Origin of the sequence: Eubacterium sp. ER2, assembly GCF_000765215.1 — a bacterium.
Classification (GTDB): domain Bacteria; phylum Bacillota; class Clostridia; order Lachnospirales; family Lachnospiraceae; genus Claveliimonas; species Claveliimonas intestinigallinarum.
Map to the genome: position 1 here is coordinate 1 of NZ_JPJE01000037.1, position 24,039 is coordinate 24,039.

General features: G+C 56.1%; 21 protein-coding genes. 2 read left to right on the forward strand and 19 right to left on the reverse strand.

The window, feature by feature from the left end; translation table 11 throughout:
* Positions 1-83: 83 nt before the first annotated feature.
* The 13 genes from NI21_RS0113025 to NI21_RS16135 form a co-directional block, all read right to left on the reverse strand.
* Positions 84-1,172 (reverse strand): DUF3878 family protein, encoded by a 1,089-nt coding sequence (locus NI21_RS0113025; protein ID WP_033126643.1) that lies wholly within the window; start codon positions 1,170-1,172, stop codon positions 84-86.
* On the reverse strand, positions 1,169-1,828 hold the full coding sequence (locus NI21_RS0113030; protein WP_033126644.1) for a YkgJ family cysteine cluster protein: 660 nt from the start codon (positions 1,826-1,828) through the stop codon (positions 1,169-1,171). Before NI21_RS0113030 ends, NI21_RS0113025 begins: the two co-directional genes overlap by 4 nt.
* Before the next feature lie 54 nt (positions 1,829-1,882).
* Complete coding sequence (locus tag NI21_RS0113035) at positions 1,883-5,080, reverse strand: UvrD-helicase domain-containing protein (protein WP_369792831.1); 3,198 nt, start codon at positions 5,078-5,080, stop codon at positions 1,883-1,885.
* 142 nt (positions 5,081-5,222) lie between these two features.
* Entirely contained in the window at positions 5,223-5,861 is a 639-nt protein-coding gene (locus tag NI21_RS15915) for an Rpn family recombination-promoting nuclease/putative transposase (RefSeq protein ID WP_052084102.1), read from the reverse strand.
* Complete coding sequence (locus tag NI21_RS17115; protein WP_205155364.1) at positions 5,804-5,962, reverse strand: hypothetical protein; 159 nt, start codon at positions 5,960-5,962, stop codon at positions 5,804-5,806. The genes NI21_RS15915 and NI21_RS17115 overlap by 58 nt, the downstream gene beginning before the upstream one ends.
* A gap of 307 nt (positions 5,963-6,269) precedes the next feature.
* Complete coding sequence (locus NI21_RS0113045; RefSeq protein ID WP_033126646.1) at positions 6,270-7,220, reverse strand: D-alanyl-D-alanine carboxypeptidase family protein; 951 nt, start codon at positions 7,218-7,220, stop codon at positions 6,270-6,272.
* 133 nt (positions 7,221-7,353) lie between these two features.
* Entirely contained in the window at positions 7,354-8,409 is a 1,056-nt protein-coding gene (locus NI21_RS0113050; protein ID WP_052084103.1) for a sensor histidine kinase KdpD, read from the reverse strand.
* Complete coding sequence (locus NI21_RS0113055) at positions 8,396-9,091, reverse strand: response regulator transcription factor (protein ID WP_033126667.1); 696 nt, start codon at positions 9,089-9,091, stop codon at positions 8,396-8,398. Before NI21_RS0113055 ends, NI21_RS0113050 begins: the two co-directional genes overlap by 14 nt.
* A 247-nt stretch (positions 9,092-9,338) precedes the next feature.
* A complete protein-coding gene (locus NI21_RS0113060; RefSeq protein ID WP_033126668.1) occupies positions 9,339-9,944 on the reverse strand; it encodes a sugar O-acetyltransferase in 606 nt (201 codons plus the stop codon).
* 98 nt (positions 9,945-10,042) lie between these two features.
* A complete protein-coding gene (locus NI21_RS16785) occupies positions 10,043-10,216 on the reverse strand; it encodes a hypothetical protein (protein ID WP_156111854.1) in 174 nt (57 codons plus the stop codon).
* Between the two features lie 85 nt (positions 10,217-10,301).
* A complete protein-coding gene (locus tag NI21_RS0113065; RefSeq protein ID WP_033126647.1) occupies positions 10,302-10,841 on the reverse strand; it encodes a prolyl-tRNA synthetase associated domain-containing protein in 540 nt (179 codons plus the stop codon).
* Between the two features lie 5 nt (positions 10,842-10,846).
* Positions 10,847-11,062, reverse strand: coding sequence for a hypothetical protein (locus NI21_RS0113070; protein ID WP_033126648.1), 216 nt, complete (start codon positions 11,060-11,062; stop codon positions 10,847-10,849).
* Between the two features lie 4 nt (positions 11,063-11,066).
* The gene (locus NI21_RS16135; RefSeq protein WP_147581198.1) at positions 11,067-14,186 is read right to left on the reverse strand and encodes a SpaA isopeptide-forming pilin-related protein; all 3,120 of its coding nucleotides are present in this window, start codon (positions 14,184-14,186) and stop codon (positions 11,067-11,069) included.
* 344 nt (positions 14,187-14,530) lie between these two features.
* Between NI21_RS16135 and NI21_RS0113080 the strand changes: the two genes are divergently transcribed.
* Positions 14,531-15,478: an L-lactate dehydrogenase gene (locus NI21_RS0113080; protein WP_033126649.1), complete on the forward strand. Its 948-nt coding sequence runs from the start codon at positions 14,531-14,533 to the stop codon at positions 15,476-15,478.
* A 63-nt stretch (positions 15,479-15,541) separates the two neighbouring features.
* Positions 15,542-16,444, forward strand: coding sequence for a DegV family protein (locus NI21_RS0113085; protein ID WP_033126650.1), 903 nt, complete (start codon positions 15,542-15,544; stop codon positions 16,442-16,444).
* On the opposite strand, the gene NI21_RS0113090 is transcribed toward NI21_RS0113085, so the two are convergent.
* The 6 genes from NI21_RS0113090 to NI21_RS0113115 are packed head-to-tail and all read right to left on the reverse strand — an operon-like array spanning position 16,441 to position 24,005.
* Positions 16,441-16,806, reverse strand: coding sequence for an MGMT family protein (locus tag NI21_RS0113090; RefSeq protein WP_033126651.1), 366 nt, complete (start codon positions 16,804-16,806; stop codon positions 16,441-16,443). The two genes, NI21_RS0113085 and NI21_RS0113090, sit on opposite strands and share 4 nt — an antisense overlap.
* Positions 16,807-16,810: 4 nt before the next feature.
* The gene (yaaA, locus tag NI21_RS0113095; protein ID WP_033126652.1) at positions 16,811-17,554 is read right to left on the reverse strand and encodes a peroxide stress protein YaaA; all 744 of its coding nucleotides are present in this window, start codon (positions 17,552-17,554) and stop codon (positions 16,811-16,813) included.
* Positions 17,551-18,402, reverse strand: coding sequence for a Cof-type HAD-IIB family hydrolase (locus NI21_RS0113100; RefSeq protein WP_033126670.1), 852 nt, complete (start codon positions 18,400-18,402; stop codon positions 17,551-17,553). The genes yaaA and NI21_RS0113100 overlap by 4 nt, the downstream gene beginning before the upstream one ends.
* Before the next feature lie 38 nt (positions 18,403-18,440).
* Entirely contained in the window at positions 18,441-19,163 is a 723-nt protein-coding gene (locus NI21_RS0113105) for a hypothetical protein (RefSeq protein WP_033126653.1), read from the reverse strand.
* A 41-nt stretch (positions 19,164-19,204) separates the two neighbouring features.
* Positions 19,205-21,337 (reverse strand): ATP-dependent helicase, encoded by a 2,133-nt coding sequence (locus tag NI21_RS0113110; RefSeq protein WP_033126654.1) that lies wholly within the window; start codon positions 21,335-21,337, stop codon positions 19,205-19,207.
* Positions 21,321-24,005 (reverse strand): DEAD/DEAH box helicase, encoded by a 2,685-nt coding sequence (locus NI21_RS0113115; RefSeq protein ID WP_033126655.1) that lies wholly within the window; start codon positions 24,003-24,005, stop codon positions 21,321-21,323. Before NI21_RS0113115 ends, NI21_RS0113110 begins: the two co-directional genes overlap by 17 nt.
* Positions 24,006-24,039 lie beyond the last annotated feature (34 nt).

Below are 24,039 nucleotides of genomic sequence, written 5' to 3' on the forward strand. Positions count from 1 at the left end.
TTATTGTCATACAGTTTTCAAGGTACTGATTGCAACGAAAAGTCGTTGCCACTTTTTTACTTGACTTTCTTTAATAGTTAGTCTTATTTTTCCAGCTCTCCCATGAGCATGTCCAGATCATCCTCAATCCGGCCCTCACGTCCTCTGCCCTTGAAAAAGCCGCAGTTTCTTCCCATATCCTTCTCTTTTTTGCACCGGGAGACCATGAACCGGATGCGGAAGGTGAAATCCTCCGCCTCCATGGTGGTAAAGGGATGCTCCTCCGCGGCCACCACTTCCACGTTTCCCCTCGTATAGACGGGATACTTCCCGCAAAATCCGGCCCGGTGCAGTCTCTGGTGAACACGCTTTCTCGCCCTCAGGATCTCCCCGTCCAGGGCCTCCCCGTAGACTCTCTTCGGATATTTCAGGGAAGCGGCCCTCACCTTCCCGTAGATCGTCTCGTACAGTCTCTGCCTTGCCGGGTCACACAGCTTCCTTGCCAGCTTTTTCTTTAAAAATCCGAAGGGGAACCTGGCATACAGGCCGGCCAGCCTGGCGTAGCTCTTATCCCCCGCCTCCAGCGCCAGCCCCCGCATGCACAGGGCTCCCTCCCGGGTGGAGGGATACCGGTCGTCCAATGGCTCGTCTATGGGGGACCAGTAGCGGAAGGGCGGGAATTCGATGAGACGCATGAATTTCTTCTCGCCCTCATTGCAGGCCGCGTCGCCCAGATACTGGTACTTCTCGTAGACCGTCCCCGCCATATAGACGAGCTGTCTCCACTGCTCCTGCCCCTTTACCCAGAAGTGGCCGATCCGGTGATACTGATAGCACTGGAACACCTCTGTCAGCTCAGAAAACCAGATGGTAAATACATTCTCCCTGCCCTGCTTTACGATGAGAGCCGACCGGTCATCCCTCCAGGCAAGCTGCCCCTGTATAGGGTACTCCTCCTGATCCAGATCCAGATAATCTCCGGTCATCCAGGCATCCCTCAGCACCAGATAGCACTCCAGGGCATCGTTCATCATGTAGGGGATATAGTAATCCACCTTCCTGCCCCTGTCTTCTCCCAGGTGCAGTTCAAACACATGAAACTGAAAGATCTCCGCCAGCTTCCCGTAGCTCTCCGGCATGTCCCTTTGAAGCCCCGGCAGAAATTCCTTCAGCTCTTCAAATCTTTCTATCATAAACCAAGCTTCTCCTTTACCTGCGCCAGGCGTCTGTAGAACTCCCCATAGAAGTCCTCCCCGTCCCAGGGCGTCTGATAAAATGCGCGAAGCAGATACATCTGCAGTATTTTCAGGCTGTCCCCGTCCAGCCCCTCTGACTCCCTCTCACAGACTTTCAAAAAGCTGTGCCAGTCAAAGATATAGGTCTCATATCTCTTGAGATCCGGAATGTCCAGCCAGCTCCTGACCCTGACCTTGGTCCGATCCTTCTTGGGGCACTCGTGCACCTGGAGGAAATAGCGAAATCCCGTCTCCTCATAGTACCGCCCCAGGGGAAACATCCGGCAGATCCCCGGCCTGAAGGGGTGGATGGAGCACCGTCCCTCCCGGTCCAGAAAGGTGCAGGTCTCCTCCTTTCCCGCCATCCGAAGACAGGGCAGGACAATCCCGTCCGACAGGACAAGCTCTGCATGCTCTGCCAGAAGTCCCTCAAAGTCCTTCCCGGTTCCCTTTGTCAAAAGCCAGATATCCCGCGGATCCAGCAGGATGGAGCTTCCCATGCCTTGACAGCAGGCAGAGCATCCCTGGCATCCCCGGCAGTCCGCCCGCACCATGTCCTGCGCCGTGTAGAGCTTTCCGTCAGAGATATCCTTCAGTCTTACATTTCTCCTCATCCACTCATCCTCCTGTTTCTTCCTTCTGTTCTGTCCGGCTGCTGCCTTTATTCCTTAATTTCCCAGCTCAAAGAGGCTCATCTGATGGCAGGTCTCCTCCTTTTTTACCGGGATCTCCTTCTCCCGTTTGAGAACTGTCTCAGGCAGCTCTGCCAGGAACCTGGACTCCTCCCCGGAGCAGGTGAGGATCAGCTCCTCCTTTGCCCGGGTCATGCCCACGTAGAGAAGTCTTCGCTCCTCTTCTTCATCCGACGGACGCTTCTCATTTTCCAGAGGGATATTCCCCTCTCTGGCGCCGTAAATGAACACTGCCGGGAACTCCAGGCCCTTGGAACCGTGGAGGGTCATCAGGGTAACAGCCCCTGACGTGTAATTTTTCCCGCCGCATCGCTTCAGGTCGCTCTCCACGCCCAGCACAAGATCCCGCAAAAAGTCCGGCATGGTCTTGTAGAAGACGGTCATGGCTGCCAGCTTCTTCACAGCGTCCTCCTTCTGAAGGCCCTGTTCCTCCATCCACATCTCCAGGAATTTCCCCGGCTTCTTCTTTTCAAAGAGAGGGCGGTATTTCTCCGCCATGGCACGGATCATCTCCTCTGTCAGCTGGTTCCAGGAAAGTCCCAGGAGAAGCTCCGCCGCCATCTGCGCCGCAGACTCGTTCTCCGGATTTTCCAGATACTGAAAGAAGCAGATGCTTCCCTGCACCTTGTCATCCTCCAGAAATCCCTCCCTGCCGGCCACGATATAGGGGATCCCCTCTTTTCGCAGGCACATTTCCACCAGATCCGCCTGCCGGTGGGTCCTGGCAAGGACAGCGATCTCATCAAAGGACCTTGTCTGTCTCTCTTTGCTGCCGGACAGCTCCTGAGCCTCCAGCATGCCGATGCCTCCGGCCATACGCCCGATCTCCTTGGCGATGAAAATGGCCTCCCCCAGCTCGCTTCCCGCTCTCAGAAGACGCACAGGCGCTCCCTCCGGGCAGTTGGGATGCAGAGGCTCACAGCCCTGCATCCTGCGGGCTGCCTCCAGGATCTGGGGCGTGGAGCGGTAGTTCTCCCTAAGCTCCACCAGACAGAACTCCCCGCCGGCCGCCTCCACATCCGCCCGCAGCCGCTCAAAGCAGCCGGCGTCTGCCCCTCGGAAGCCGTAGATAGACTGGTTCGGATCCCCGATGACAAAGAGCTCTCTGGCATCCCGGTCCCAGGCTCTCACAAGTCTGTACTGGAGGGGATCGATGTCCTGAAACTCATCGATAAGCAGACAGGTGAACTGCTTTCCCGCAGGGGCGCCGCCCTCCAGCAGCCTCAGCGTCTCCAGAAGCAGGTCGTCAAAATCAAGGAGCCTCATCTCCTGCTTCTTCTTTTTGTAGAGCTCTTCCGCCTGCCGAAAGCGCTCCTCCTCACACACGGACAGGCCCGCCTGTTTCCGCGAGAGGCTCTCCAGAAATTTTCCGGCACCAACGGAAAGCCCCGCCTCCGACACAGCCTCCCCGGCCATCTGCCGGCACTGAGCCTCGCTTGCCAGGGAGAATTCCACTCCCGCCTTCCGCAGAAAATGCAGACAGATGCTGTGGAAGGTGCCGATCTGCAGACCGCTGACCCGCCGGCTTCCCATCTCCTTTTTCAGCCGCTCCCGCATCTCACCGGCAGCCTGGTTGGTGAAGGTAACCGCGGTGATCTCGGAGGGCTTTACCTTCCTGTGCTCCAGCAGATACTGGATCCGGGACACCAGGGTCTTTGTCTTTCCGGTGCCCGGCCCGGCAACCACCGCCAAATGCCGGCAGATCCTCCTCACAGCCTCCCGCTGCTCCGGGTTGAGGGAAGGAGCGCCGCCGGCAGCTGCCTCCTGCCGCTCCTCCTTCAAAGCGCTCACCGGCTCCTTTTCTGAAAGGACGGGCTGCGCCTCCCTCTGCCCCTTTTCGAGGGCTTCCGGCTCCACGCCGATGAGGCTGAAGAAATCCATCTGCCCATCCGTGTTCTCAAGCTCGTCCGCCGTAAAAAGCCGGATTGTCCCGTACTCCCCGTCAAATCCCGGGATCCGCTCCACCTTTCCCTGCCTGAGCCGCATGATGCCCTGGGCGATCCGGTGGCCCGCCGCCTTCTGGATATCCTCCTGGGGGATCGTCCGCAGGATCTCAAACTCCGGCCCCAGCTTTCCCAGCATTTCCTCATACTCTCTTAAGACCTTGCGGCTGACCGAAGAATGACCCAGAGATGCGCCGATGACCTCCGGCAGCGGCACCAGGCTCTCAAAGGCAGCGCCGTCAGTCCTGACATAATCCTCCGGCCGGTCGGCCAGCTCCTCCACCCGGTGGGAGACGCCGATGGTAATCTTCCGACCGCACACCGGGCAGACGCCGCCATATTTTTCCGTCTCAGAGGGCGTCAGGCACAGGCCGCATTTCCGGTGCCCGTCCAGATGGTATTTCCCCTCCTCCGGGAAAAACTCAATGGTACCCTGAAGCCCCGTCCCATCCTGGATAGCCCTGCGCAGCCCCTCGTAGGACATCTCGATGTCAAGTAGGTTGGCCTCCCGCCCCAGCTTAGCCGGGGAGTGGGCATCTGAGTTGGAGATGAGATGGTATCTGTCCAGGGCAGACACTCTCCAGTTCATGGGTGGGTCTGACGAGAGTCCCGTCTCCACTGCGTGAATGTAGGGCGTCAGATCCTCAAAGCACTCCTCCACCGTGTCAAAGCCGGAGAAAGCCCCGAACAGGGAGAAGTGGGGCGTCCAGATATGAGCCGGCACATAGATGCTCTCCGGGCAGGAGGTGAGCAGGATCTCCAACAGGTCATGGCAGGAGAGCCCCAGGATAGGCCGGCCATCAGAATGGATATTTCCGATCTCTTCCAGCCTGCCCGCAATCTCCTCCGCCGCCTCCAGACCGGGCAGAAGGATCAGGCTGTGAACCTTGCGCACTCTCCCTCCCTTTTTGTAGATGGAGCTGATTTCCCCCGTAACAACAAAACGAGGAGTCATACTGCCCCTCACTGTCTCATCCTCTATCCTGTATTCGTCTTTCAGCACGTACAGCCCGTCCTCCGCGGGCTTCAGTTTTTCCTTCAGCTCCTCCCTCCAGGCCGGGTGGGTGAAATCTCCGGTTCCCACAATGTGGATCCCCTTCCGCCTGGCCCACAGATCCAGGTGCTCCGGCGTACAGTCCTTACTGGTAGCCCGGGAATACCGGGAGTGTATATGAAGGTCCGCTATGTACATGATCATTCCCTCTTTCGTCTGCGCCCTGCCCGTTTCCACAGCTCCGCTTTCCCGGGCAGGGCTTATCTTATTTATTATAATATGGATGGCGGAAAAATACAATTCCCGGAGATTTCTATTCTGGATTTTCTATATATAGATTTCTATTCCACATTTTTCACGCATCCCGTCACAGGCAGGCCTACATGTTCCGGGCCTTTTCCACTTCCTCCTCCGTGGCCCCGGTGAGGCGCATGATCTCTTCCGGGCTGGTGCCGCCCTCCAGCATCCGGCGGACTATAGACAGCCGGCCCTGCTCTCTGCCTTTCTGCAGACCTTTCTCCATTCCTTTCTCCATGCCGGTCTCCCAGGCGCTGCTCATGATGGCATCGTGGTCCCGAATGGCCTTCTGCCGGGCCTCGTACTCCAGCCTGGCCCTCTCGTCCGCGCTCATCCTCTCCAGTTCCCTGTAGGCCTCCTCGATATATTCGCTTGTACTTGCCATATCCTCCAACTCCTTCCGGTCCTTCCCAGCCAGGAAGCGCATCCACTGGATGACCTCATCGTCCTCCCGCAGATCCCCCGGCAGCTTCTTCAGCTCCAGGATCTGCAGCTCCAGAAGGTCTGTGTACTTTTCCCCTGTCTGCTCATCGCACAGGCTGATGGTCCGGTGGCATTTCCTGTCATCCGCAAAGCGGATAAAGTCCAGTATGCTCACATGGATACACTTTTTCAGCTTCGTGTAGGGATCGCCCCTCCCGATCTGATCTGTGTACATTTTACTCAGATAAAACAGGGATCTGGCGTCCCACTGCCCGAAGGGGTACGCCTGCATCTCCATGTTGACCTGCGCCCCTTTCTCACCTTGGGATTGTACATCAGTCCCTTAAAGCACACGTCCACGGTGGGAAGCATGATAAACTTGTCGTTTTTCTTCGTCACTTGCCTTCTCCTTTCCTGGGTAGCTCATGCAGAAAAGGGGCATGTCTGTTTTTTGGCATATCCGGTCCGAATACCGGAGGCACGGCCCTCATTTCCTGCTCTGTTCAGTTGTGCAACAATCGGGTCATGCCTGGAAATCAGGCTCCGAATAGCCAGATGCGCCGCCTTGACTTTGCGGTGCACTTGATGTGTATGCCTGGCGGCAGATGCGCCGCCTTGACATATTCAGAATAACATAATTCATTTTGGACTGCAATAGAAAATTTGTATTTAAATCCGGTTGTTAAATCTGATTGAAATTCATTTTTTACTCCGCGTTTTCTCCGATCCGCCCGTACACCTTCACCGCGTCCAGCACGTGGTAGGGCTCACTCTGGTGATCTCCCGGCGCCCCGGCTGTCACAAGGACATACTCTTTTCCATTCACCTCAGCCAGGCTGGCCAGACAAAGGCCCGCTTCTTGCGTGTACCCGGTCTTTCCTCCCAGTATCTCTCCCCCTGTGACGGACGGATCTGAAAGGCTGGCAAAGAGAGTGCTTGTCACGGTAAATCCCCCGGGATGAAAGGCGGTGGATGCCATGGTGTAGGATCTGCTGGTAAAGGCCTGCCGGAAGGTGTCATTTTTCAGGGCATACACCACAAGCCGGGCCATATCCTCCGCCGTAGAGTAATGCTTTCTGTCGTGGAGCCCGGTGCAGTTGGTAAAATGGGTGTCCCTCATCCCCAGCTCCCGCGCCTTTTCATTCATCATCTCCGCAAAGCCGCTCTCGCTGCCCGCAATTTTCTCCGCAAAGGCCATGCAGCACTCCGCCCCGGAGGGAAGGAGCGCTCCGTAGAGAAGCTCCCGGTACGATACCTCCTCACCCGGCTCAAATCCGGCCATGGAGGCGTTTTCCTCATAGAGCTGCCCGTAGAAATCTCCCGGCATGGTGATAGTCTCATCCAGGCTGGAGATGTGCTCCAGCGCCACCACGGCGGTCATGATCTTAGTCATGGATGCAGGATAGATCCGCCTGCTCCCGCCGGCGGCTCCCAGCTTCTCACCGGTTCCGGCATCCACCAGAGCCGCCGAGGGACTGTACAGATCCTCCAGACAGGCGGACAGCCTCCCTCCGTCCCCGGATCCGGGAAGTCCCAGTCCCTCCATATTCATATAATTTCTCGCTCCAAGCCATATGAAAAACAGCATCAGCACCAGCAAGACAGCGGTGAGCCGGTTTCTCCTGCGTCTTCGCAGCTTTTTCTTTCTTCTATCCATAGCGTTCTCTCCCTTCTTCTGGCTCTTAATCTACCAGAGGAGGGAGAGTGGAACTTTAATATGAAATTGTTTGATTGCTAAGAAAAGATTAAGACTTTGTGAGTATCTGAAAGGATTTGCCCGGCAGCTGCGCCTAACACCAGGCCGGCAGGCGCACCTCGAACCTGGTAATCCTCTCCTCACTGTAGGCGGCGATGCTGCCGCCGTGCTGGCTGACGATCTCCTTCGCAATGGCAAGCCCCAGGCCGGATCCCCCTGTCTGGGCACCCCGTGCATCGTCCAGGCGGAAGAATTTGTCAAAGATCATCTCCAGCTTTTCCCCGGGTATGGTGACCCCTGTATTTTCAAAAATAATAGCGATCTCCTCCCCTGTTCGCTGGGTCCATATCTTAATGGGGGTATCCCGGTCGCTGTAAGCCGCCCCGTTCTTCAGCAGATTGTTAAAGACCCGGGCCATCTTCTCCGGGTCAGCGTAAATATACTCCTCCTCATCCACCTCATTTTCCACTTCGTTTCCGTGCTTTTCAAGGGCAGGGTAGAGCTCCTCTGTCACCTGCACAAGGAGGGCGCACAGATTGACCCGCCGTTTTTCCAGAGGCATTTTCTGGAGATTGTACCGGGTGATGTCAAAAAATTCATTGATCAGCCCCTCCAGACGCTCCGCCTTGGAGAGGGCCGTGTGCAGGTATTTTCCCCGCTGCTCTCCCGGCATGTCCGGCGCCTCGTCAAGAAGGCTCAGATATCCGATGACTGAGGTGAGGGGCGTCTTCAGGTCGTGGGCCAGGTAAGCGATCAGATCATCCTTTCGCCGCATCTCGTCCTCGATGACCTGGGCCTGCCTCTTCTGCTCTTCCTTCATGCTGTCCATACTCTCCCTGGCCTCCTGCCGGATTTTTGCCGTATTTCTCTCTGTAAAAACAAAGACAAGGAGGATGACAGCGGCCGCCACCACGGCCATGCTCCAGAAGATAAAATTTTTCAGGGAAGGCCAGAAAATCTCATCTCTCATAACCGTGTTCCCTGTCTGGGGATCATACCAGGCCGGCACCGAGGTGACAAAATTCCTCGTAAACCACTCTACAAACACGCCGTTGCAGACATAATCCACAAAATCAAACAGAAAATAGAGCGCCAGCAGAGCTGCCAGGACCCCGCCCGCTGCCTTCCAGTACTTTTTACTGTTCTTCAATTTTGTAACCACACCCCCAGACTGTCTTAATGTATCTCGGATGGTCGATGGAGTCCCCCATCTTCTCCCGCAGATGCCGAATATGCACGGTGATAGTGTTATTTTTCCGACTGTAGTACTCGTCCTTCCATATGGCGTGGAACAGCTCCTCGGAGCTGACCACGCTGCCTCTCTTCCGGCACAGGATCTCCAGTACGGAAAACTCTGTGGGAGTCAGCTTTAGGTCCTTTCCCCCAAGGGTGCACTGATGGGTTCTCACATTCAAGGTGAGGCCTCCCCGCACAAGCAGATCCTCCTCCTGGCCGGGACAGTTGTACTTCTTGCAGCGCCGCAGCTGGGCCTTCACCCGGGCCACCATCTCCAGAGGGCGGAAGGGCTTTGTGATGTAGTCGTCCGCCCCCAGAGCCAGGCCGTTGATCTTGTCGATCTCCTCCCCTTTTGCCGTCAGGAAAATAACCGGATAGGTGTCTTTTTTTCGTATCTCCCGGCAGACCGTAAGGCCGCTCACCCCCGGCATCATGATGTCCAGGATGGCAAGGTCCGGCTTCTCCCGGCGTATTTCCTCCAGCGCCTCCTGGCCGGAATAGCACACTCTTGTCTCATAGTTTTCGTTCTGAAGATAAAGGCAGACGAGATCCGCGATATCCGGTTCGTCGTCTGCCACTAAAATCCTCTCGTTCATCTGTTTCTCTCCTTCCTGCCCTCCCATAAATAAAACAAATGGGAAAGGTACCACCTCCTGTAAGAAATGGTACCTTCATGATAGCAGGAAGACTTTAATGTTTTCCTTGCAAAATCTTAAGATTTTATAAATCCTTTTTCCCCTTTCTGTGCTTCACGCACTCTGTCAGGAGATACTCGATCTGCCCGTTCATGGAGCGGAAGTCGTCCTCCGCCCACCGGGCAATCTCATCGCACAGCTTTTTTGTCTATAGCCCCCTGTCGTAGGGAAGCTTCTTGAAATAATACTTTTTGTCCTCCTCCGTGATACAGCGGATCACCTTTGCCGGGTTTCCTCCTACGATCACGCCGTCCGGCACGTCCTTTGTGACCACGCTGCCGGATGCGATGACGCAGTCATTCCCAATGGTCACTCCGGGATTGATCACGCTTCTGCCGCCGATCCACACCCGGTCTCCGATCTTCACCTCCATGGCGTACTCCCACTCTGTACAGCGGGTCTCGGGGTGCACCGGATGCCCGGCTGTGTAGATATCCACGTTGGGGCCTATCATCACATCATGCCCAAAGGTCACCTTCGCACAGTCCAACACGGTAAAGTGCACATTCGAATAAAAGTTATCTCCAAACTCTATGTTCGTCCCATAGTCACAGTAAAAGGGCGCCTCGATCCACGTGTGCTCCGCCTGCTCACCGATAATCTCCTTCATGATAGCGGCCCGCTTCTCCATGTCCGCAGGATCACATGTATTGTAAAGGTATGTCAGATGCTTTGCCCGGATGCGGGCCTCACAGAGCTCCCGATCTGCTGCGTTGTACAAAAGTCCCGCCAGCATCCGCTCTCTCTGTGACATTTTCTGTGTCGGTTTTTCAGCCATTGCCTGCCTCCTCCTTATCCTTCATGCATGTTCAGTCACGGTTAACGTTACACCCTCTGCGGATAAAAAGCAAGCTAATTGTGATACACCTCGTAAAAGCATCTGGCACAGAGCTGGCCCGCCCCCTCCACATAGTATCTTCTGCCTGCAATATGACTGTCTCTGCGCACCGGAACCATACGCCCGCACAGCACACATTTTTCCATCAGCTCTTCGTCCTCTGCGGCCTGGCGGTATGTCTCCTCCATCCTGCATGTCCCCTTTCCGGCAAGTCCTGTTTTTTACAGTCTATACCAGAAGAGGAAAATATATACCATCTGCCTGGAGTCCTTTTTATCTGCTCAGCTTTACGGGTATATAGTCGTGATGCACTGCCTTCAGAAATTTTCCCAGCACATCCTCTGTCTTCAGCCGGATGCTGGACGTGTTGACGCAGGGATGGCAGGCAAAATACTCCTCTCCCAGCACCTCCTCATCTATCAGGAGCTGTACCTTGTTTTCCGGATCAAAGATCAGCCCCATGATAGTGGCGGACCCAGGCGTCACATTCAGATATTTCTCCATATCCTCCCCGGACGCAAAGGAAAGCCTGGATGAGGGAATCTGGGGCGAAAGCTCCTTTGCCTGCAGATTTTTCCCGCCCGGCATGACGAGAAGATAGTAGTTTGTCTTCTGCCGGTTGCACAGGAACAGGTTCTTGCAGATCTCTATGTGCAGCGCCTCGTCCACCTCCCTGCAGGCCTCAATAGTCATCACAGCCTCGTGGTCGGTCCGGACATAGGGTATCCCCAGTTCGTCCAGAAGATCGTAGACCTTCATCTCCTTTTCCAGTCTGCCCACCGCCTGGGCCGGGCGGCCCTCATATATCCGCATTGCTCTCACTCCTTCGTCCTGTATCCTGGTATGGTTCCTTTTGATGGCTCCGGAACGGGTCTTCCCCTATCCCTTCCCTTATTATATCCGCATTTATCTTCCATGACAACGCCCGTTTCGCCTGCAGTATCTATCGAAGTGCCCAGCACAGCATACCTGCAGTTCACGCACACATGGGTCCCCTCCGGGACAATCCTTCCGCAGATCACACAGTAATCCATCCTGTCACTTCCTTTTCCTTATACGCAGCGCCCACAGCATCAGGGCAAGGGATCCGGCCAGCGCCGCTCCAAGCCATGGAATATAAGAGATATCTCCTGTCCTTGGAGCCTTCACCAGTAGCTGATCCAGCATCTCCACCTTCTGTTCTTCTCCCGTCTCCTTAAGAGTGAAGCTTACAGGCTCTGCCTTCTCATAGCCCTCCGGCGCCTGCTCCTCTGTCAGCACGTACTCCCCGGGCTCCAGTCTGTCAAATTTCTTTTCCTCTTTACCGGAAGTCCAGCTCTCCACCAGCTCCCTTTCTCCGCTCTCCAGAACTCTCTCCAGCTTCAGCCCGGCCCCGGGCAGATACTGGCGGTTTCCCCCGTCCAGCTTGGAGACGCGCAGCTTGGTATAGTCGTTTTCAAATTCCACCACACAGACAGCCTTATCCTCAATCTGTCCCCGGGAGTCCACACAGATCTCACGGATCGTACCGTCGGGAATATATCCCGGCAGAGCTTCCACCTCCTGTATACAATAAGTGCTGTCCGGCAGAAGATAGGGGATTTCAATCCTTCCTTCTTCGTCCGTCTCATAGACCTCTTCCAGTGTGTATCCAGGATCCACCGTATCCGCCTGCATGACTGTGTCCTCTCCCATGACTGCCTCCTCTTCCACAGCCTCATCCTGCTTCAGCCACACCTTAAACCTGACTCCTGCCAGGGCTGTCTTCTCCTCCGAGCCCTTTTCATATTTCAGGAGCACAAGAGAAGTCGGCTCATTATAGACAGTGAGATGCTCCTCCACCACAGGGGTCGTCTGATCCTTATATTTCAGCTCCACCTGGAACGCTTTCTCCGGAAGAGCAAATCCGGGAACCTGCTTTGTCTCCCTGACCGTATATTTCCCGAGGAACAACTCCTCGGACACAGCTGTCTCATTCCCCGTCGTTAGGGTCCCGGCCAGCTCCCCCTTTTTCAGGCGAACCGTCCCGTCAGGCGTCACGATGTCCTCCGCTGCCTGTATCTCAAACTCTGTTCCCGCTAGGTACTCTTCCTTCCCCTCCTCATACTTGTCGATGCTGATCCTTCCCATGGCGTTCTCATCGGCAAACCGCACGGTCAGAGGACTTCCCCAGTCCTTGTCCTCCTCCACGGTGAAGGCAAGCTCCTCCCCGTTCAGGAGGTACCCCTTGGGCGCCTTCACTTCACGCAGATAATAAGTCCCGTATTTCAGCTTTTCTGGGAATGTAAAACGCCCTTCCTCGTCTGTGACAAAGGTCTCGTACACCTGATATTCCGGATAGTGCGATGTCATAGTCACCACATTCCGGTCTGCGTCCAGCAGCTGGAATTCCGTCCCCGCGACGGGGATCGTCTTACCCGTGGAGGCATCCACCTTCAGCACCTGGATGGGACTGGTGATGAGCGTGTCCTGCCTGTATATGCCGCTGACCGTCACATTTTCTTCCGAGATCTCCACCTCAAAGGGCTTGACGGGATTGTACCCTTCCGGCGTTTTGGTCTCTGTCACCAGGTAGGTATCATACACCAGTCTGCCCCTTGGATAGTCCTCGCTCCTGGTGGTGGCCTTCCCCTCGCGGTCCGTCACGATCCGCAGGACCTCCTGCCCTGTTGTCCTGGAAGTGAGCGTAAATTCCACTCCCTCGATGCCCTCCAGCACATCCTCCTTTTCCTCCTCATTTTGGTACACCTTGATGAGCTCCAGGTCTCCCCGGATCACATCCTCCTCAAAGGCCGGCGTCTGGTATGTCTGCACCTGCTCACCGGTTCCCTCCGGCGTAACGCGCACAAGCTGCGTCTCACTGTTCAGATTATATCCCTGTGGAGCTTTTGTCTCCTGTATCGTCACTGTTCCAAGAGGGAGGAAAAATCCGCCGTTTCCGTCCCGCCACACCGGATCTCCCTCCAAAAAATACTCCTCCTGTGTGGACACAAATCCCCTGTCGTTGCTTCGGAATACCCAGGTCCTGGCAGGGCTCACTCCCTCCAGCTTTTCCAGGCTGTCATAGTCTCCCGTGTAAAACCGGAAGGTAAATTCCGCTCCCGCCAGAGAGGCCGCTCCCTGAGGCGCATTTCCCTCCTCCTGGAAATCCAGCTCTCCGTCATATTTCTTCAGCAGCACCTCCACCGGATTTTTCTGGGGAATGTCCTTTGCGCTCACCTGGGCTGTCTGTCCTGCCTGGACGTCCACCCTGTACACGGTCCCATCCAGGGCGTAGCCTCTGGGCGGTGTCTTTTCTTTTACATAGTAGGTTCCCGCGTTGACGGACAGAAGCCCACTCTTTCCGGACGCGTCTGTCACCAGCTCCCCTGCCTGGGCCGTGCAGCCTGCGTCTGTATACACGCCGTACACAGCCCCCTCCAGGCTATAGCAGGAGTTTCTCTCCGTTATGTCGATCTGTGCGGACACCTTCTGGAGCTGCACATTTCCCTTTGGCTGCTCCTCCAGCCAGACAATGTCCTGCTGATCATTGTAGGCAATGTACACCTGATACCGGTCCAGATTTTCGTGGATCTCCGGCGCCCAGGATCCCTGCACAGCAGCTGTGGCATAGTGGACCATGTTTGTCACACCTGCCTGCATGCTGGCGCTCAGGCCGGTAAGGCTTCCCTCGTAGGCGTAGCTCAGCGCCGCGTGAGCGTAGGCATAGGTATTGTTGTCAGCCTCATTATAAATAATTTTCCCATATGCCTCATAATAGGGATAGCCCGGTGCCATCATCAGGAGCGCCTTCATCACATCGTTGTCAAGCCGGGACACCTGGTATGTCCCCGAGGGTGGCGGGCTCATAGGCTGCACACAGTACCCCGTATAGTTTCCTGTCTCAGCCGCCACGTAAAATTCCCTCGTAAACCAGCTCCCGTAGCTGTGGCTGGCGCCGTAGGAGATGGTGCAAAGAGAGCCGACCGCTGACCTGGGCATAATGCCTCCCTCCGTCACACCGAGCCGGTCCGTCTCCACTCTTTCGCTGTCTCGCCCCAGCGTCCAGCTGATCTCACTGCCGCCTCCCGGATCTGTCTCCGGGCTGTCCTCCTCCGCCCGGGACTGCAGCGCAGAGCTGCCCAGAAGGGCTGCAAACAAAAACAAAGCACAACAAAGAATACATACAAATCTTTTCAATTATGTTTACCTCCGTTTTTCTGTAAAATGCCTGTCGTCTAAAAACAAAGTTTGCTTGCAGATCACCTCCCGTCTCGGCTGAACCTGTAAATGTTCTGGTAATTGTCCGGCGAAACGCCTGATTAAGTAAATAGAATATAGTGATAAATAAGAATAGCAGAACTGCTTTTCTATATGTACAAAGTTAACATAGCCTTTCGAAAAATGCAAGAGAAAAATACATTTATCAATATTTTTATACGCCGTATAAAAGACCGCCTGCCAGGGAAAGCTAAAACAGGCCGAAGCTTCTCTCGCATATAGAACATATATAAATACATAAAAACTGAAAGGAGACAGAGCAAATGAAAGCAGAAAAGAGAAAAGTTGTCATTGTAGGCACCGGCATGGTGGGGATGAGCTATGCCTACTGCCTCCTGAACCAGTCCGTCTGCGACGAGCTGGTTCTCATCGACGTGAACCGGGAGCGGGCCGAGGGGGAGGCCATGGACCTCAATCACGGCCTGGCATTTGCCGGCTCCAATATGCAGATCTACGCCGGGGAGTACCAGGACTGCCGCGACGCGGATCTGGTGGTCATCTGCGCGGGGGTAGCCCAGCAAAACGGAGAGTCCAGGCTGAACCTCCTGAAGAGGAACGCAGCCGTCTTCCGCTCTATCGTGGAGCCCGTCACGGCCTCCGGCTTCCTGGGCATCTTTCTTGTAGCCACAAACCCGGTGGACATTATGACAAGGATTACCTGCGACCTCTCGGGCTTTCCCTCCCAAAAAGTATTCGGCAGCGGCACCGCTCTGGACACCGCCCGGCTCCGCTACCTTCTCGGCGACTACCTGAAGGTGGATCCCCGCAACATTCACGCCTACGTGATTGGCGAGCACGGGGACAGCGAGTTTGTCCCCTGGAGCCAGGCCCTGCTGGCAACCAAGCCCATCCTGGAGCTGGCCAGAGAGACAAAGTACCACACCTCCCCCGCCCGCCTCATGCAGATTGAGGAGGAAGTTCGCACCGCCGCCTACAAGATCATCGAGGCAAAAAAGGCCACCTACTACGGCATCGGCATGGCTCTGGCCAGGATCACAAAGGCAGTCCTGGGGGATGAGCACAGCGTCCTCACTGTTTCTGTCAAGGCTGACGGCCTCTATGGGCAAAGGGATGTATTTACCGGCATGCCCGCCATCATCGGCCAGACCGGCATCCAGGGGATCCTGCCCCTGTCCCTGACAGAGGAGGAGCAGGACAAGCTGAACGCCTCCTGCGACACTCTTTGCCGCAGCTACGAAGGCATCATCTGACATTTCCCCGAATTTATGCTATGATAAGGGCAGGATAATCAATAACAGTAAAGGGGGATTTCCATGGATACGAAATTTGCAATCGTCAGCGACGGCTCCTGCGACCTGCCCGCAGAGGAAGCCGCAAAAAACCACATTCACATCGTCCATTTTCTCGTCTCTTTCGATGGACAGGCCTACAAAAGGGAGGGCGTAGAGATCGAACTGAAGGATTTCTATCAGAAAATGGTGGACGAGCCCGGACATTTCCCCAAAACCGCGGCCCCTTCTCCTGAAGACTTCTATCAGGCCTTTGCAGACTGCGCCAGGATGGGTCGGCCCATCCTGTGTATCTGCATTTCCACCAAACTGAGCTCCTCCATGCAGTCTGCCCAGATTGCAAAGCGGATGCTGGAAAATGAATACCCGGACATCCCGGTCATCGTCCAGGACTCTCTTTGCGCCACCCTGATGCAGAGCGCCTACGTGCTGGAGGCCTGTCGTCTGCGGGACGCAGGGTACACGCTGGAAGAGGCCGCCGACCTTCTGTCAGGCCTGCGCAGTACCGCCCGCATCCTTTTCACGGTAGGCAGTCTGGACTACATACAGCACGGCGGACGCATCGGCAGGATGACCGGCATAGCGGGAACTCTCTTACAGATCAAGCCCCTGATCACACTGCAGGACGGGGAAATCCACTCCTCCGGCATCCGCCGGGGCAGGCGCAGATCCATAGAAGGCGTGGTGGATCTCCTTGTCTCCTACCTGAAAGACAACAGCCTGGCCCCCTCAGACTGTCGCATCCTGGCCGGCTACGGATATGACCGGGAGGAGGCAGAGCGCTTTCGGGATCTGACAAAATCCCGGCTTCTTTCGGAATTTGGCCAGACACCCGACCTGCCTCTCTGCCAGATCGGCGCCACAATCGGCGTCCACGCAGGTCCCTACTCCGTCGGCTTCGGCGTGATCCAGAAAAGCAGGCTCTAAATACCCATTTTCCGGAACAGGGTGCGGAATTCTTCCGCATCCTTCAGGGTATGCCTCCATCCAAACCGCTTCATGTCCACCTGCCATCCATCCCTGGTTCCAAAAACCTCCACCCCTTCTCCCTCCAGAAGGTTTTTCTGCATGTCAAATGTCTCAAAGGCCGCTGCTCCGCTGAGCAGCCCTCTTCCATTGACCACCCTGTGGGCCGGTACATCCTCCCCCAGCTTTCCCCTGTTCAGAGCGTACCCCACCTGTCGGGCGTTCTTCGGCTTTCCGCTAAGAAGAGCAATCTGCCCGTAGGAGGCCACCTTCCCCCTGGGAATACACCTGCACACAATGCCGGCTCTCTGATAAAAATCCACTTTTTTACTCCTTTATGAATACATATTCCGCCGGTCCGGAAAGCTCTTCCCTGAACCGGTATCCCAGGCGGTCAAATCCACGGGCATCCTCGGGCTCCCGCCCCCCTGTCTGCGCCAGATAGCGCACCATCTCTCCCCGGGCCATCTTGGCCAGAGTCCCCTTCTGGCGCACCTTTCCATCAACCAGCTCCCCGAACACACAGGTCACAAACCGATCCCCCGGCCCCAGATACTTTTCTACACATTTAGAATACTCTTTGGAGGCCAGATTGAGGATAGTCCCATCCCCTGCCGTCACCGCCCGGCAGATTGCATCTCCCCAGAACTCATAGAGGTTCCTTGTCCCGGCCACCGCCGCCTTTGCCTGCATTTCCAGGCGGTAGGGCGTGACTCCGTCCAGAGGCCGCAGGACACCGTAAAATCCCGAGAGTATGTACAGGTGCTCCTGGATATACTGAATTTCCTTTCCCTCGAATACGGACGGAGCCATATACTGGTACTGGATCCCCTCGTAGGAGAGGATGGCCGGCGTCAAGTTCTTCTCCAGCTCCATAGTCTGAAAGCGCTGATAATTTTCCCGGGCAATGGCGTCATTGCATTTCCACAGCTCCTTTGCCTCCTGGCAGGTCAGCTTTTTCATCCACTGCGCCAGCTCCCGGGTCCTGCCCAAAAAGGCTGGCAGCCCGCTGCAGGGATACAGATCCGGCTCACTTTTCATTTTCTTTGCGGGTGAGATAATCATTTTCACAGCTGTTCCTCCTTCTGCATGGCCAAAAGCCATTCAATGAACCTGGCCACTCCGTCCTCATCATTGGAGCCTGCGATGTAGTCCGCCGCCTGCAGGCAGCCCTGAGATCCGTTGGAGACCGCAATGCCAATCCCCGCAAACGCCAGCATCCCCCTGTCGTTGTCCCCGTCTCCAAAGGCTGCCGACTCCGTCTGCTCCAGCCCCAGATACCGCAGCAGAAACTTAAGAGCAGACTCCTTGCCCGCATCCCTGTAGGAGATCTCCAGAAGCTGGGGGACTGAGGAAGTCACATAGATATCCGTCACCTCCCGCTCCAGGAGGCACCACAGACTGCGCTTTTTCTCCTCCCCCTTCACCACCACGTCCAGACAGTCCAGCTTCCCTTCTGCCGCATGCGCCCGGATAAAGGCCTCCATACCCGCCACCGGCTCCCGGGTTCTCTGGATATAGCCGATGGCTGCGGGCATGGCTCCATACCGCACCGGGTCTTCCACATACTCCTTCTGGGCATAGGGCTTTCCATCTATAAAAGCCTCAAAGACTACATCCCTGCCGTCCATGAGCCAAAGGATCTTCTCCACAGACTCCTCTGTCAGCGAGAATTTCCGCAGGTACTCTCCCGTATGAACCTCCACCACAGCTGTCCCGTTGGAGGTGATAGCATATCGTATCCCGGAGATGCTCAGAATCTCCTCCGGCAGGGAATCAAAGGAGCGTCCGCTGGCCGGGATGACACAGATTCCTCTCTCCAGCGCCTCCGCAATGGCCCGCCTTGTTCTCTCGCTCAGTATGCCCCGGCTGTTCAGCGTAGTCCCATCCAGATCCAGGGCAATGCTTGTGATCTTCATAGTCTGCTCTCCTTTGTTCTGTCTGTATATTGCACTTGTCATCCGCACACCTTCCGCAACTGCTTTTCATCTGTCTCAGGGTACAGCTCTCTCACATGATCCAGTATCCTCTGGAAGGATTTCTCCGGCGCTTCCCTGTAGGCGGATGACACCAGCTCATACCCCCACAACGCCTCTGGAGCGGCATAGACGGAGGCCGCCATCCCGTAGGCCTGTCCCTTGCGGTTCCTCTTCTGGCGGAAGTCCTTTGTCACCAGGTAGGTCTGCATCTGCAGCTCCGTCACAATGCCGCTGAAATTCTTCTCCCCGCCTTTGCCAAAGCCTGCCTCCTTCTTCAGCTCGTGGGAGGCATACTCCTCCCTCGCCTCAAAGAGATCCATGATCTTCTTGCTCCGGTATCCGGCCAGGCCGTCCTCCCACCTGGCGTCGAAGTCGTAGCCGTCCCGCCTGTAGTTGGCAAACCAGGGAAACCACTCCAGGGAAATAAAACCGGCCTTTTTGTTGAAAAATTTCCCGTACGCCACTCTCCCGCTTCTGGCAACGATGGCACGCCACTCCCAGGGATCCTGCTCCGGATCCCCGGTCCACCAAAAGAGGGGCGAGGTCTTCTCCTCCACGGAAAACCCCTTCACCTCATTTTGAAACAGGGGAAGAAAGCCAACCCTGTCCACGTAGTCTATCAGCTCCCTCCAGGAACGGATCCGCTCCGGGCTGTCCCAGGCCGTGCCGTGTAGGATCCACTCTCCATTTTCAACTGCCATGGTCATCATCTCCTCTATATCACAGCTGTATCAACAGCCTTTCACCCTATCTCTTCCACTTCCCCCAAAGCCTTCAGGAACTTCTTGCGCCCGTAGCCCTCAAACTCCACCTCGACCATCATCTCATCCTCCCCCACAATGGTTCCTTCTCCATACTTCCGATGTCGGGCTCTGCGGACCTCTTCCTCCGCCGGATGTGCATCTCCCACACAGGACTCCATCGGTCTGGAGCCAGGGTTAAGGTCTGTCTTCCGCTCTGCGCGGCTTTTCCGCATCTGCGCCGCCACCTCTCTTCGGAGCTCCTGCAGATCAGCTTTCTTTTCCTTCTGACTCCGAGCCTCGCTCCAGTCCAGTAGATGCTCCGGGATCATCCGCAAATAGGAGCTGTATCCCTCCAGCACTCCTGGCTCTCCGGGATTTGTGTAGTAGGACAGCTCCAGATGGTTCCTGGCTCTTGTAATGCCCACAAAGAAGAGCCGCCTCTCCTCTTCCTCCTGCTCATAGCTCTGACACCGCAGAGGGATCAGCCCCGGGTTCACGCCAATCAGAAACACTGTATCAAACTCCAGCCCTTTGGAGGCGTGGAGCGTCATCAGCCGGACGCCATCGTCCTCCTGCTCGCTCCCCTTCAGGAACTCCAGTCCATAGAGCATGGAGCTGTCCAGGAAACGGCGCAGGTTTTCCAGAAAGGAGCCGTCCTGCTCCCGGCAGAACCGGCACAGATGCTCCAGCAGCTTCTCGGCTTCCTTGGCATCCTTTTCATAGTCAGCCGAGGTAGGGTGCAGTCGGGTACAAAGGTCAAAGTAATCGAACAGCCACTGGGCTGAAATTCCATCCTTATCTTTATCCTTTTCCACCGCTGCCTCCTGGAACCCGGTCATTCTGTCAAGGAGAGGCAGGGCGCCTCCCTCTCCCTTTTCCAGGATGGAGGCTGCTCTCTTCGGAGTGGCTTTCTCTCCATATTTCCGGTTCGTCAGCACCTGCAATCCCGTCTGGCGGTCAGCGGGATTGACAGAGAATTTAAGGATCTTCACCAGGTAGTCCAGTACTGGCACATCCCCCAGTGTCTTTTTCAGTGAGAGACTGCAGAGGATACCTGCCTTCTGAAAAACCTTCTCCAGAACCTCCGACTGTCGCTGCAGCCGGTAAAAGACAGCTATCTCTCTGTAGGCCAGCCCGTCCCTGTGGAGACTCTCTATCCGGTCAGCCAGATATTCCGCCTCCTGGAATGGATCGTAGTGGTTGCGGACCGTGATCTTTTCACCCCCGCCCCGGCTTCCCTCAATCTTCCCTCCGAACTGGAGAAAACGGTTCGCCGCCTCCAGGATCGAGGCGTTGGACCGGTAATTCACAGGGAGGGAGAGCTCCTTTGCCTGGAATCTGTGCTTGAGAAGAAAAAACATATTTTCCGTTGTCCCCCGCCAGCTGTAGATCACCTGGTTGGGGTCGCCCACGGCAAAAAGCCGGGACCGGCGCTCTCCGGCAATGTCTGTCCCCAGCGCCTCCAGAAAATCCATCTGGAGGGAGTCGCTGTCCTGCACCTCGTCCACAATGATCCACTCCGGGCACCTGTTCTCTTTATTCAGAAGGGCTGTGCTCACCCGGATCAGGTCGGAAAAGGTCATCTTGTTCTGTCTTTTCTTTTCCTCCTCCAGCAGAGGGAACAGCAGAAAAAGCTCGTCCTTATACCTGGGATTTCTCCCCTTCAGCCAGGAAGCGTACTCCTGCTCCAGACGCTTTTTCAGTCTGTTTTTATACTTGATCTTCAAGCCCCGCTCCGCCGCGATGGCCAGGGCAAGCTCCGCCTCCTCATCCGGATCCATCACCGAGAACTCCCTGGTCCACCCCGCCTCCTCTGTGGGAAGGCAGTTTTTCAGCAGATACAGCGCCACACTGTGAAACGTCCCAAAGCAGGCTGTCTCTTCTTTTGTGACAGAGGGCTCCCGCTGGGCAAGCCGCTGCAGGATCTCATCTGCGGCTTTGTTGGTAAAGGTCAGCACCACCATGTCCTTAAGGGGCACCTGCTTCTCAAAGTGCAGGTGGAGGATCTTCTCAATGAGCACCGTAGTCTTCCCGCTCCCCACATTGGCGTTGACCATACAGGCGGGACTCTCATCCAACACCGCCTCCATCTGATAGGTATTCAGCCGATATGTGTTATGAAAGTCTGTCATCGTATCTGCGCCTCAGCTTTCCCTTTGTCTTTTCCACCCGCTCTGCGTCCTCCTCCACCCGGAAGCGCACCTGCATGTCCGCCGGACAGACCGCATAGTATCGCAGGGTATTCTCCAGGCCCCGCCGGTTGTCCGGATCCTCCAGCCAGGTCTCGTAAAAGCGGCTTCCAAGAGTCAGAGTCAGGCAGTGCCCCTCCACCTCCACTTTCCGGATCATTCCCAGGAAGGCACCTCCGCTCTCCCCGCTTCTCACTACCCGGTCACAGAAAGCAGGCCACTGATCCGCCAGCCTGAAAAAGGAAAATTCCTTCTCTATAGCAGGCACCTCCGCCTCCATCTGTTTGCCGTGAAAGGCCGGGGGCTCTGTCTGTTCTCTCAGGTTTTCCAGGCCCCACAGGACCATCTTTTTATTCAGGCTATAATCCCCCACACAGGCGGGGCAGCCGTCCTCGCAGGCACATCCTCCTACCATCCGGATAGCCGCGTCCACGATCTGGGGGATCAGGTCATAGATCTTCTCGGAATAGCCCAGCCCGCCCTCATATTTGTCGTAAATAAAGAGAGAGACCTCCTCTTCCCTGCTGCCGTTTGGGATAATTGCGTTGTTGGAGACGATAACATCTATATCGTCCCGCTCTGTCATGGTCACCATCATAGCTGCATTTTTAATAGCGTAAGCCAGTCCTTCGAAGTGGTTATTCAGCGCCAGCTCTCCCGTCCTGGTGGGGGCCAGAAGGCTCCGGTAGGTCTGAACCACATTTTCCGGAATCCTGATCCAGGTGCTCTCCGTGTCATAGTCCTTCTGCAGGGGAACGGTCAGAGAGACATAGCCCAGGTTCTGATGGTTGTGGAACTGGAGCTTTTTGTACATGGAGATTACCTCGTTCACATTGATGTCCCCGAAGCAGATATGGCTCCGCTCAAACTCCTCCTGCTGGAACACCTGAAGGATTCTGGTCTCCTGGGTTCCCGAAGGCACAGTGTAGTAGTTGCCCTCAAAGGGCACTGCCTCCGCGGTCCGGCGTACAAGATCCAGCTTCAGCACCTCGTAGAGCTCCCCATCGTGCATGTAGACCGCCCCCGGGTGAAGCTCATGGTAGGCCTGGGACTCATCCATCTCTGTGATCTCCCGCATGTCCCCATCTTCCCCTGACCGGAGGAGCAGCTTGTACCTTGTCTTGTCCATGTTTCTCAGACTGTAATCTCCTGCCGGGAAGGCAGGGCCTGACCAGGCAAATCTCCCCGCCAGTGTCCTCACTTCCTCTGCTCCAAGGAGCACCGGGATCACCTCCCCCAGATCCGGAAAAAGAGCCGCGTCGTCCAGCGACAGGGGGAGCTCCGCCGCTGCCGCCCGTATGTGGGAGAGCTGGATCAGCAGGTTGTCCGGATCCACAATGGCATTTTCGCTGCCGCCGGCAAAGAGCCAGTCCGGGTCGATGGCAATATACTGATCAAAGGGCTGATTTTCCAGGATCAGATAGTTGACGCACTTCTCCCCGTTTCTCCCGGCCCGCCCGGTCTGCTGCCAGAAGGAGGCTCTCGTCCCCGGGTAGCCCACGATCACCGTGGAGTCCAGCTTCCCGATGTCGATCCCCAGCTCCAGAGCGTTGGTGGACACGAGGCCCAACAGCTCACCGGCAGCCATCTTCCCCTCGATCTTTCGCCTCTCCTGTGGGGTGTAGCCCCCTCTGTATCCGGCGATCCGGGAGCTGTCCGCCCTGGACAGAAATCCAGCTCCGTCCAGCCTGTCCCTGGCCTCCTTTAAAATGACCTCCACATTTCTCCGGCTCTTTCCAAAGGCGATAAAATGGTGCCCCTCCTCCGCAAGCCGCGGGATCAGCTCCGCCGCCACGGAAGAGGCGGAGCGCCTGCCGTACACCTTGTCATTGCTGCCCTTGATCCGGGGCGGCTGCAAGATCCGGTACTCCTTCTCCGGAGCCGGAGAACCGTCCCTGTCGATCAGCGCAAAGGGCACTCCGCATATCTTTTCCGCCAGCTCCACCGGATTGGCGATCGTGGCCGAGCTGCAGAGAAACTGAGGCCCGGACCGGTAATACCCGCAGACTCTCTTCATCCTCCGGAAAATATTGGCAAGGTGGGCCCCAAAGGCGCCCCGGTAGCTGTGGAGCTCGTCGATCACCACGTATTTCAGATTTGCAAAGATAAAGTCAAATCCATATTTACTGTGATTGGGAAGAAAGGCCGCGTTCAGCATCTCCGGGTTTGTAAGGATAATGTTGGCATTCTTCCGGATCCTGCTCCTCTCAGCAGGCAGAGTATCCCCATCGTACACCCCCGCCGAGATACGGCCCTCCCCGAAATATTCCAGCACCGGCTGCAGCGCCCGGTACTGGTCGCTGGCCAGAGCCTTTGTGGGGTAGACAAAAACAGCTCTCGTCAGAGGGTCTGTAAGGGCAGCCTGCAGCACAGGCAGCAGAAAGCTCAGCGTCTTGCCGCTGGCCGTGGATGTGGTGATGACCACGTTTTTCCCTGCGGCTGCCTTCTCGAACATCTCCGCCTGGTGGGTGTAGAGCCTGGAAATCCCCTGCCCTTCCAGATAGGCCCTTATTTCCGGCAGGAGAGCGCTGGGAAAGTCCGCATACTCTCCTGTCCGCGCCGGAACGGTCTTTGTGTAGATTGTCAGGTCTTCGCTCGTCTGCTCTCGCACTGTAGCCACTTCCTTTTTTCGAACATGTGTTTGT